The organism is Nocardioides sp., from assembly GCF_034670285.1.
Lineage (GTDB): Bacteria > Actinomycetota > Actinomycetes > Propionibacteriales > Nocardioidaceae > Nocardioides.
Genome location: NZ_JAXMNS010000102.1, coordinates 1 through 10,017 on the forward strand (window position 1 = coordinate 1; position 10,017 = coordinate 10,017).

Sequence of the window (10,017 nt, forward strand, 5' to 3'; positions counted from 1 at the left end):
CAAAGGTCGGCCCCAGCGCGCATACGATATCGGCCAGTTTCTCTGACCTCGAGTTCGTGCAGTTCCACCCGACCGTGATGTATCTCGGTGCCGACTCGACCGGCCAGCAGCCGCTCATCTCCGAGGCCGTGCGCGGCGAGGGCGCGTTCCTCGTCGACGGCCTCCCCGAGGAGGGCGGCACCCGATTCATGCAGGGGGTCCACGAGCTCGCCGACCTGGCGCCACGCGACGTCGTGGCCAAGGCGATCATGCGCCGCATGCTCGAGACCGGGAAGCCGCACATGTGGCTGGACGCCCGTCACCTCGGAGCGAAGTTCTGGGAGCGACGCTTCCCGACCATCCTCGGGGTGTGCCGCTCCTACGGCATCGACCCCGCCACGCAGCTGATCCCGGTCGCGCCTGCGTGCCACTACGTTTCGGGTGGGGTGCGCACCGACCTGCACGGCCGCTCCGACGTCCCCGGCCTGTACGCCACGGGTGAGGTGGCCTGCTCGGGCGTGCACGGCGCCAACCGGCTGGCGTCGAACTCGCTCCTCGAGGGACTGGTCTTCTCCCGCCGCATCGCCCAGGTGCTGCCCGACGAGCTGCGACCGTGGGCCGACCCAGCGGTCGACACGCGCACCGAGGGACTGGTGCCCGGTGCTGCCCGAGCCGAGATCCAGGAGGTCATGTCGTCGCGCGTGGGCGTCCTGCGCAACGCCCCCGGCCTCGCCGAGGCCGCCGAGATGCTGGACGCGATCGGCACCCGCAGCGCGGACCTCGTCGACCTCAACGCCTGGGAGACCACCAACCTGCTCACCGTCGCCGAGGCCCTGACCGAGGCGGCCCGAGGGCGCGAGGAGACGCGCGGGTCGCACTGGCGTGACGACTTCCCCGACCGCAACGACGCCACCTGGGCGGGTCACTTCGACACCGTCATGAACGACGGGGTCGCCGAGATCGCCTTCGTTGCTGCCCCCGCGACGGACGGAGTCCACGCATGAACGCTCCTCACGGGTTCCACACCTCCGCGGTGCCGGCTGCGCTGCGCGACGAGCTCGTGGCGGCCGGACTCGACTACGACGAGCTGGTCGACCACGCGCTCCGGGCCCTCCAGGAAGACCTCCCGGACGGCGGGCTGGACGCCACGTCGGTCGCCACGATCGGGGCCGACGCCCGGGCCGAGGGTGTCTTCGCCGCTCGCGACGCAGGAGTCGTGGCGGGGCTGGGCATCGCTGCCCTCGTCTTCCACCTCGTGCTCGGCGACGACGTCGAGCTGAGCGAGCGTGTGCCCGACGGCACCACGGTCGCGCCGGGCGACGTCGTCCTGCGCGTCGCCGGACCGACCCGTGGGCTGCTCACCGCGGAGCGCACCGCCCTCAACTTCGCCAGCCACCTCTCGGGCATCGCCACCGCGACCTCCCACTGGGTCGCAGCCCTCGAGGGCACCCGCGCCAAGGTGCTCGACACCCGCAAGACGCTGCCCGGCTTCCGCACCCTCCAGAAGTACGCCGTGCGCTGCGGCGGCGGGGTCAACCACCGGCTCACCCTGAGCGACCTCGCCATGGTCAAGGACAACCACGTGGTGGCCGCCGGGGGAGTCGTGCCGGCCTTCGAGGCCGTGCGGGCGGCGTACCCCGACCTGCCCGTCGAGGTCGAGGTGACCGACCTCGACCAGCTCCGGGCGCTCCTCGCCGCCGGGTGCACCCAGATCCTGCTCGACAACATGAGCAACGAGATGATGGCCGAGGCCGTCGAGATCACCCGGTCCGGGGCGACCGGTGCCTCGCTGGAGGCCTCGGGAGGCCTGACCCTCGAGCGTGCTCGCGAGGTGGCTCTCACCGGGGTCGACTTCATCTCGGTCGGGGCGCTCACGCACTCGGTGGTCGTCTTCGACCTCGGCTTCGACTTCCTCGAGGACTGATCGACGTGGCCCTGCTCGCAGTCGACGTCGGCAACGCGCACACGGTGCTCGGGATCGTCGAGGATTCTGTGGTCTCCGCCCACTGGCTGCTCGCCGCCGACATCGGCAACGCCCACACCGTCCTGGGGCTCCTCGAGCCGGCGGTCGACGGGCCTGGCCACGACGTGCTGGCGCACTGGCGGGTCGGCACCGACGAGCGGCGTACGGCCGACGAGTGGGCGGTGCTGCTGCGCGGCCTCGTGGGTCGGCATTTCTCGGAGATCGACGGAATTGTGCTCTGCTCGACGGTGCCCGGGGTCACGCAGTCAGGTCGCGAAATGCTCGGAAGACATTTCGCCGATCTAGACCACCTGGTGGTCGAGCCGGGAGTTCGCACCGGGATTCCGGTCCTGACCGACAATCCCCGAGAAGTGGGGACCGACCGCATCGTCAATTCCTTGGCGGCGGCGACGCTCTTCGGCGGTCCGGCGATCGTCGTCGACTTCGGTGGCACGGCCACGACTTTCGACGTCGTCAATGCGTCGGGACAGTACGTCGGCGGTGCGATCGCTCCCGGGATCGAGGTCTCACTCGACGCCTTGGGACGACGAGGAGCACAGCTGCGTCAGGTGGAGCTGATCCGCCCTCGATCGGTCATCGCCAAGAACACCGTCGAGGCCTTGCAGTCAGGCCTGGTCTTCGGGGTCGCTGCTCAGGTCGAGGGCCTGGTCGGGCGGATCATCGACGAGCTCGGGGTGGAGCCGGACGACGTCTCGGTGATCGCCACCGGATATCTGGCCTCTTTGGTATTCGACGAGTGCGACTGCTTTACCGACCATTCGCCCTGGCTGACGCTCGCCGGGCTCGAGATGGTATTTCGTCGTAATATGTGAGGACGGTGTGAAGGGAATTGAATTCCTGGGCGAGAAGCGGCAAACTCCAGGAGTCATCTCCCCCTGCAATGAAGCTGAGGTAATGCCCCATGGCACAGAAAGTCAATATCATCCTGGTCGACGATCTCGACGACACCGAGGCCACCGAGACGGTTTCCTTCGGTCTCGATGGCACGTCCTACGAAATAGATCTCAACGACGCGCACGCCGCAGAGCTTCGCGATGCCTTGGCCGGTTATGTCGGCCACGCTCGCAAGGTGCCGTCGTCCTCGGGTCGCCGTGCCGCGCGCAAGTCGGCCCCGGCTGCCTCCAGCAGCACTGGTGCCAGTGCTGCCGACGTGAGGGTCTGGGCCCGCGAGAACGGCCACGAGGTGCCCGAGCGTGGGCGCATCCCCGCCGACATCCGTGAGGCGTACGACGCCGCTCATTGAGTCATCTGCACCACCTCGACAGGCCCGCCGCGACGTCGTGGCGGGCCTGTCGTGTCTCCTGTTCCCCCCGGTCGGGGGACCTGCCGTCCTGTTGCGCCGGGACGTGGTGACGGCTGCTTGTCGCCTCGCTGGGTTTCGTCGCGCTGCCTCGACCTCGTGCCTCGGTCGCGGCGCTTGCTCAACCTCCCGGGGCCCACGCCGTCCGCTCGTGCCTCGCGGACGGCTGCCCCGTGATGTTCGCTGATAGCGGACGACGTTTCCTCCCAGGAGGGAACGCGTAGGCTGAGTGCGGGGTTAGAACTCCCGTACCCCTCTCTCCACCCCGGAGCGGACGGGACCCCACGTACGCAGAGGAGATGCGCATGTTCGAGCGGTTCACTGACCGAGCTCGTCGGGTGGTCGTGCTGGCCCAAGAAGAGGCCCGCATGCTCTCCCACAACTACATCGGCACGGAGCACATCCTGCTCGGTCTGATCCACGAGGGTGAGGGCGTCGCGGCCAAGGCCCTCGAGAGCCTCGACATCTCCCTCGAGGCGGTCCGCGCCCAGGTCGAGGAGATCATCGGTCAGGGCCAGCAGGCGCCGTCCGGACACATCCCCTTCACCCCGCGTGCCAAGAAGGTGCTCGAGCTGTCCCTGCGCGAGGCGCTGCAGCTCGGCCACTCCTACATCGGCACCGAGCACATCCTGCTCGGTCTGATCCGCGAGGGTGAGGGTGTCGCAGCCCAGGTGCTGCAGAAGCTCGGCGCCGACCTCAACCGGGTGCGCCAGCAGGTCATCCAGCTGCTCTCCGGCTTCCAGGGCAAGGAGTCGACGGCCCAGGCCGCCGCTCAGGGTGCCGGTGGCGACGCGCCGTCGTCGTCCTTGGTGCTCGACCAGTTCGGTCGCAACCTCACCCAGGACGCCCGTGAGGGCAAGCTCGACCCGGTCATCGGACGCGAGTCCGAGATCGAGCGCGTGATGCAGATCCTCTCGCGTCGCACGAAGAACAACCCCGTCCTCATCGGCGAGCCCGGCGTCGGCAAGACGACCGTCGTGGAGGGTCTTGCCCAGGACATCGTCAAGGGCAACGTGCCCGAGACGCTCAAGGACAAGCAGATCTACACCCTGGACCTCGGCGCGCTCGTCGCCGGCAGCCGCTACCGCGGTGACTTCGAGGAGCGGCTCAAGAAGGTCCTCAAGGAGATCCGCACCCGCGGTGACATCGTGCTGTTCATCGACGAGATCCACACCCTCGTCGGTGCCGGTGCGGCCGAGGGCGCGATCGACGCCGCCAGCATCCTCAAGCCGATGCTGGCCCGTGGTGAGCTGCAGACGATCGGTGCCACGACTCTCGACGAGTACCGCAAGCACCTCGAGAAGGACGCCGCGCTCGAGCGCCGCTTCCAGCCCATCCAGGTCGCCGAGCCGTCCATCGCCGACACGATCGAGATGCTCAAGGGGCTGCGCGACCGCTACGAGGCCCACCACCGCGTCACGATCACCGACGAGGCGCTCGTCAGCGCCGCGACGCTGGCCGACCGCTACATCTCCGACCGGTTCCTGCCCGACAAGGCGATCGACCTCATCGACGAGGCCGGCTCGCGCCTGCGCATCCGTCGGATGACGCAGCCGGCAGATCTGCGTGAGTACGACGACAAGATCGCCGAGGTGCGCCAGCGCAAGGAAGGCGCCATCGACGGTCAGGACTTCGAGGCCGCCGCTCGTCTGCGTGACGAGGAGAAGCAGCTCATCCTCAAGAAGTCCGAGCGCGAGAAGCAGTGGCGCGCCGGCGACATGGACGACGTCGCGGAGGTCGACGAGGAGCTCATCGCCGAGGTCCTCGCGGTCGCGACCGGCATCCCGATCGTCAAGCTCTCCGAGGAGGAGTCCACGCGACTGCTCAACATGGAGGACGAGCTCCACAAGCGCGTCATCGGTCAGGACGAGGCCGTCAAGGCGCTCTCCCGCGCGATCCGTCGTACGCGAGCCGGGCTCAAGGACCCGAAGCGTCCCGGTGGGTCGTTCATCTTCGCCGGTCCGTCCGGTGTCGGTAAGACGTGGCTGTCCAAGACGCTCGCCGAGTTCCTCTTCGGCGACGAGGACTCCCTGATCCAGCTCGACATGTCGGAGTTCTCCGAGAAGCACACCGTCTCGCGGCTCTTCGGCTCGCCTCCCGGCTACGTCGGCTACGAAGAGGGCGGACAGCTCACCGAGAAGGTGCGTCGCAAGCCGTTCTCCGTCGTGCTCTTCGACGAGGTCGAGAAGGCCCACCCCGACATCTTCAACAGCCTGTTGCAGATCCTCGAGGAGGGTCGTCTCACCGACTCGCAGGGTCGGGTCGTCGACTTCAAGAACACCGTCATCATCATGACGACCAACCTCGGCACGCGCGACATCAACAAGTCGGTCCACCTCGGCTTCAACCAGTCGGGCGACGCCGCCGGTTCCTACGAGCGGATGAAGAACAAGGTCCAGGACGAGCTCAAGCAGCACTTCCGTCCCGAGTTCCTCAACCGTGTCGACGAGATCGTGGTGTTCCCGCCGCTGTCGCAGGAGCAGATCGTCCACATGGTCGACAACATGGTCGCCTCGGTCGAGCTGCGCATGCGCGACCGCGACATGCGCATCGAGCTCACGCAGGCCGCCAAGGACCTGCTGGCCCAGCGTGGCTTCGACCCGGTGCTCGGTGCGCGGCCGCTGCGTCGCACCATCCAGCGCGAGATCGAGGACACCCTCGCCGAGAAGATGCTCTTCGGTGAGGTCGGTCCCGGTCAGATCGTGCTGGTCGACATCGAGGGCGAGGGCGCGAGCGCGACCTTCACCTTCGAGGGCCAGAAGATGGGCGAGCTGCCCGACCTGCCTCCCTTCGAGGCGGCCGAGGTCGGGAGCACGCCCGAGCTGCCCTCGATCGAGGACGACGGCCCGCGCGACGTGCCGAAGGCCAGCGGTGGCGAGGCCGAGGGCGGCGGAACCCAGCAGGCCTGATCGACTCGCTCCACCGCTCCGACCCGCCAGCGTTGCTGGCGGGTCGGAGTGTTTTTTGCAGGCGTCAGTGCGCGGCCGAGGTCACGGCAGCGCGTAGGTGTCGGACTCGCCGACCCGCACCGCGAGCCGGTCGGTCAGCAGGCTCGCCAGGCAGCGCTCTCGCTGCTCGACGTCGGACCACACGGCGTCCAGGCGGGCCTTGGCGACAGCAATGTCGCTGTCGCGGAGCACGGCGAGCAATCGCCCTCGGCACTGCCGGTCGGTGCCGGCCCAGGTCTGACCACGCCGCGGTGGGCCGTCGTACGGCGGTTTCCCGGCCTCGACCCAGGCGCACTGGCTGACCAGCGGGCAGTCGGCGCACCGTGGGCTGCTGGCGGTGCAGACGAGCGCCCCGAGCTCCATCACCGCGACCGCCCAGGTCGCCGCCGTCGGGGCATCGTCGGGCAGTAGGGCCGTCGCGACGTCACGCTCGGGTCGGGTGACGGCACCCGGGGGGAACTCAGTCGCGCTGACCGCGCGGGCGAGGACCCGGCGCACGTTGGTGTCGAGGACGACGTGGCGTCGGCCGTAGGCGAAGGAGGCGATGGCGCTGGCGGTGTAGTCACCCACACCGGGCAGCGCGATGAGGTCGTCGTAGTCGGCCGGCACGACGCCGTCGTGCTGCTCGGTGATGGCCACCGCCGCGGCATGCAGGCGCAAGGCCCGCCGCGGGTAGCCCAGACGTCCCCAGGACCGGACCGCCTCCCCCGAGGGGGCCAGGGCGAGGTCGGCCGGGGTGGGCCAGCGGCGCAGCCACTCCTCGTGCATCGGCAGCACCCGGGCGACCGGGGTCTGCTGGAGCATGAACTCCGAGACCATCACCGACCAGGCCGAGGCGTGCTCGCCGCGCCACGGCAGCTCGCGGGCGTGAGTGTCGAACCAGGCGAGAACCGGGCCGTGCAGCGCGGTCGGATCGTCGGGGAGAGCGGCGACGTGAGGCACCCGATGATTGTCCCTCCGGAGTGGCACCACCGTCGGAGCGGGGCAGGTCGTTAGCGTCTGACCTCATGAGCCCCACCGCCCCCACCAGCAAGTCGACGCCCGCGTCGGTCTACTGGCGTCGGCGCTTCTTCACCGTCGGTGTGGTCCTCGCGCTGGTGCTGATCGCAGTCAACGTGGTGCGCGGCGGGCCCGACCCGGTCGCCGGTGTGCGCGCCAGCACCGCCAGCGCTCCGACGCTCGACGAGTCCACCGCCGTCGGACCGAGCTCTGATGCCGCTGCGACCACAGGCAAGAAGAAGGGCAAGCGCAAGCGCAAGAACGCCGCCGCGGCCCTCGAGCCCAGCATCGTGCTGCCCGCAGCCCCCGTGCTGGTCGAGCCCGACGGCGAGTGCGCCGAGGACGACGTCCTCGTCACCCCCGAGGTGAAGGACGCCGTGGCCGGCCAGTCGGTCACCATCGTCCTCAAGCTGCGCACCCTCACCCAGGCCGCCTGCACGTGGGCGGTCTCCGCCGACACCCTCGCGGTCAAGGTCTCGGTCGGCACCGACGAGGTCTGGGCGAGCCGACACTGCCCCGACCAGGTGCCCGAGCGGACGGTCGTCGTCCGCCAGGCCGTGACCTCGACCTACCAGATGCGCTGGAACACCCGTCGCTCCGACGAGGACTGCCCGGGACTGACCGAGTACGCCGCTCCCGGTGAGTACCGGGTGTCCGCCGCGCCCCTCGGGGGCGATGGGGACTTCGTGATCTTCGACCTGGCGCTGCCGCCGACGCCCACGCCTACTCCCGCTCCTGAGCCTGAGCCTGAGCCGGAGAAGAAGAAGAAGGGCGCGAAGAACAAGCAGCCCGACCGGGGCTGACTGTCACGGTGCGGGTGGAGGCTGCCTCGCCCCTCACCGGATTTCGTCTCGCTGGCCGCGGCTTCGCAGGCTCAGCCGCGGGCTCGCTCAATCTTCGCTCGCCCACGCGCCGGGCTCGTTCCTCGCTCGGCGCTGCTCGCTCGGTCCCTGTGCCCTAGACGTACCTTTCGAGGATCGTCGACTCGGCGAGGCGGCTGAGGCCCTCGCGGACGCTGCGGGCGCGGAGCTCACCGACGCCCTCGACGGCCTGGAGGTCGTCGACCCCGGCCGAGAGCAACTTCTGGAGCGTGCCGAAGTGGTCGACGAGGCGGTCGACGACGGAGGAGGGCAGGCGAGGGACCTTGGCGAGCAGCCGGTAGCCACGGGGTGCCACGGCGCCGTCGAGGTGCTCGCCCGCGCCGAGCCCGAGCACGCGCGCTGCCGAGGCAGGGTCGACCAGCTCGGTGGGGGAGAGGGCCTCGAGCTTGGAGAGCAGGCTCTCGGGGCTTCCGCCCTTGCGTCCGTGAGGGACGTAGTCGCGGATGACGAGCTCGCGCTCGGCGTCGACGCCGGTCACGAGCTCCTCGAGCTGGAGGGAGAGCAGACGACCGTCGGTGCCGAGCTCGAGCACGTAGTCCTCGATCTCGCGAGCGATCCGGGTCACCATCTCGAGGCGTTGGGCGACGACGGCGACGTCGCGCACGGTGACGAGGTCCTCGATCTCCAGGGCCGAGAGCGTGCTGGAGACCTCGTCGAGGCGCAGCTTGTAGCGCTCCAGCGTCGCCAGGGCCTGGTTGGCGCGGGAGAGGATCTTGCCGGAGTCCTCCAGGACGTGGCGGGTCTCGCCGACGTAGGCGGCGATGATCTGCATCGACTGCGACACCGAGATGACCGGGAAGCCGGTCTGCTTGGCGACTCGCTCGGCGGTGCGGTGGCGGGTGCCGGTCTCCTCGGACGGGATGGTGTGGTCGGGCATCAGGTGCACCGCGGCCCGGCTGATGCGGGTGATGTCCTTGTCGACGATGATGCCGCCGTCCATCTTGGCGAGCTCGCGCAGGCCCGTGGCCGTGAACGGCACGTCGAGCTCGAAGCCGCCCGTGGCGATGGAGTCGACCAGACGGTCGTGACCGATCACGATGAGGGCGCCGGTGCGTCCGCGCAGGATCCGCTCGAGGCCGTCGCGCAGGCTGGTGCCCGGGGCGGTGGAGGCCAGGATCGCGCGCAGGCGGAGCTGTTCCTCGCTGCGGTCGACGCTCATGGGGAGTCCTCCGGGATCGCGGTCGTGCGGCTGCTGGATCACCCCGAGACCGGGGACGATGAATGCTAGCCGGGGTCGACCACCTCGAGCGCATGCTTGGTGCGCTCGGTGAGGTGGAGCAGGCTCAGGGCGGTGCGGACGTCGGGGGCCTCGACCACCCGCATCCCGTCGACCATCCGACCCTGGGAGGCAGGCCGGGGCCCGCCGGGCTGGGTGTGCTCGCTCGGCACGACCGCCATCGAGAAGCCCAGGCGGGCGGCCTCGGCGAGTCGCTGCGGCATGTCGCGCACCCGGCGCAGCTCGCCGGCCAGACCGATCTCGCCCATCGCCACGACCCCGGCCGGCGGTGGGCTGACGAACATCGAGGAGGCCAGCGCGACGGCTACGGCGAGGTCGCTCGCGGGCTCGGTGAGTCGTGCCCCACCGACGGTGGAGGTGAAGACGTCGTGGCCGTGGAGCCTGATGTTGCAGTGCTGGTGCAGCACGGCGAGCACCATCGCCAGGCGGGAGGAGTCGATGCCGGAGGTCGTACGGCGGGGGCGCTCGCTGCCCGAGAGCGTCACCAGGGCCTGCACCTCGGCGAGCAGCGGACGGCGCCCCTCCATCGAGACCGCGACGCACGTGCCCGAGACGCGACCGTGGTGCTGCTCGAGGAAGAGGCCGGTGGGGTCGTCGACCGCGGTGATGCCGTCGGGCCCGAGGTCGAAGCAGCCGACCTCGTCGACGGGGCCGAAGCGGTTCTTGACCGCACGCAGCATCCGGAAGCG

At 69.7% G+C, this 10,017-nt stretch carries 9 protein-coding genes; 6 read left to right on the top strand and 3 right to left on the bottom strand.

The window, feature by feature from the left end:
• Window positions 1-26: 26 nt before the first annotated feature.
• The 5 genes from VOI19_RS07095 to VOI19_RS07115 all read left to right on the top strand — a co-directional run bounded on the left by VOI19_RS07095 (window position 27) and on the right by VOI19_RS07115 (window position 6,172).
• Complete coding sequence (locus tag VOI19_RS07095; protein ID WP_323792269.1) at window positions 27-983, top strand: FAD-binding protein; 957 nt, start codon at window positions 27-29, stop codon at window positions 981-983.
• The gene (gene nadC / locus VOI19_RS07100; protein ID WP_323792261.1) at window positions 980-1,903 is read left to right on the top strand and encodes a carboxylating nicotinate-nucleotide diphosphorylase; all 924 of its coding nucleotides are present in this window, start codon (window positions 980-982) and stop codon (window positions 1,901-1,903) included. Before VOI19_RS07095 ends, nadC begins: the two co-directional genes overlap by 4 nt.
• 86 nt (window positions 1,904-1,989) lie before the next feature.
• The gene (locus VOI19_RS07105; protein ID WP_416366349.1) at window positions 1,990-2,775 is read left to right on the top strand and encodes a type III pantothenate kinase; all 786 of its coding nucleotides are present in this window, start codon (window positions 1,990-1,992) and stop codon (window positions 2,773-2,775) included.
• A gap of 89 nt (window positions 2,776-2,864) precedes the next feature.
• Entirely contained in the window at window positions 2,865-3,206 is a 342-nt protein-coding gene (locus tag VOI19_RS07110) for an Lsr2 family protein (protein ID WP_323792263.1), read from the top strand.
• A gap of 362 nt (window positions 3,207-3,568) precedes the next feature.
• The gene (locus VOI19_RS07115) at window positions 3,569-6,172 is read left to right on the top strand and encodes an ATP-dependent Clp protease ATP-binding subunit (RefSeq protein WP_323792264.1); all 2,604 of its coding nucleotides are present in this window, start codon (window positions 3,569-3,571) and stop codon (window positions 6,170-6,172) included.
• A gap of 81 nt (window positions 6,173-6,253) precedes the next feature.
• Here VOI19_RS07115 and VOI19_RS07120 read toward each other — a convergent pair whose 3' ends face one another.
• Window positions 6,254-7,153: an A/G-specific adenine glycosylase gene (locus VOI19_RS07120; RefSeq protein WP_323792265.1), complete on the bottom strand. Its 900-nt coding sequence runs from the start codon at window positions 7,151-7,153 to the stop codon at window positions 6,254-6,256.
• A gap of 65 nt (window positions 7,154-7,218) precedes the next feature.
• On the opposite strand from VOI19_RS07120, the gene VOI19_RS07125 reads away from it, so the two are divergent.
• Window positions 7,219-8,013 (top strand): hypothetical protein, encoded by a 795-nt coding sequence (locus VOI19_RS07125; RefSeq protein ID WP_323792266.1) that lies wholly within the window; start codon window positions 7,219-7,221, stop codon window positions 8,011-8,013.
• A 154-nt stretch (window positions 8,014-8,167) separates the two neighbouring features.
• On the opposite strand, the gene disA is transcribed toward VOI19_RS07125, so the two are convergent.
• Together disA and VOI19_RS07135 are read right to left on the bottom strand one after the other, a co-directional pair.
• Entirely contained in the window at window positions 8,168-9,250 is a 1,083-nt protein-coding gene (gene disA / locus VOI19_RS07130; RefSeq protein ID WP_323792267.1) for a DNA integrity scanning diadenylate cyclase DisA, read from the bottom strand.
• Window positions 9,251-9,315: 65 nt separating this feature from the next.
• The coding region (locus VOI19_RS07135) for a magnesium chelatase domain-containing protein (protein WP_323792268.1) at window positions 9,316-10,017 on the bottom strand (702 nt) is incomplete at its 5' end.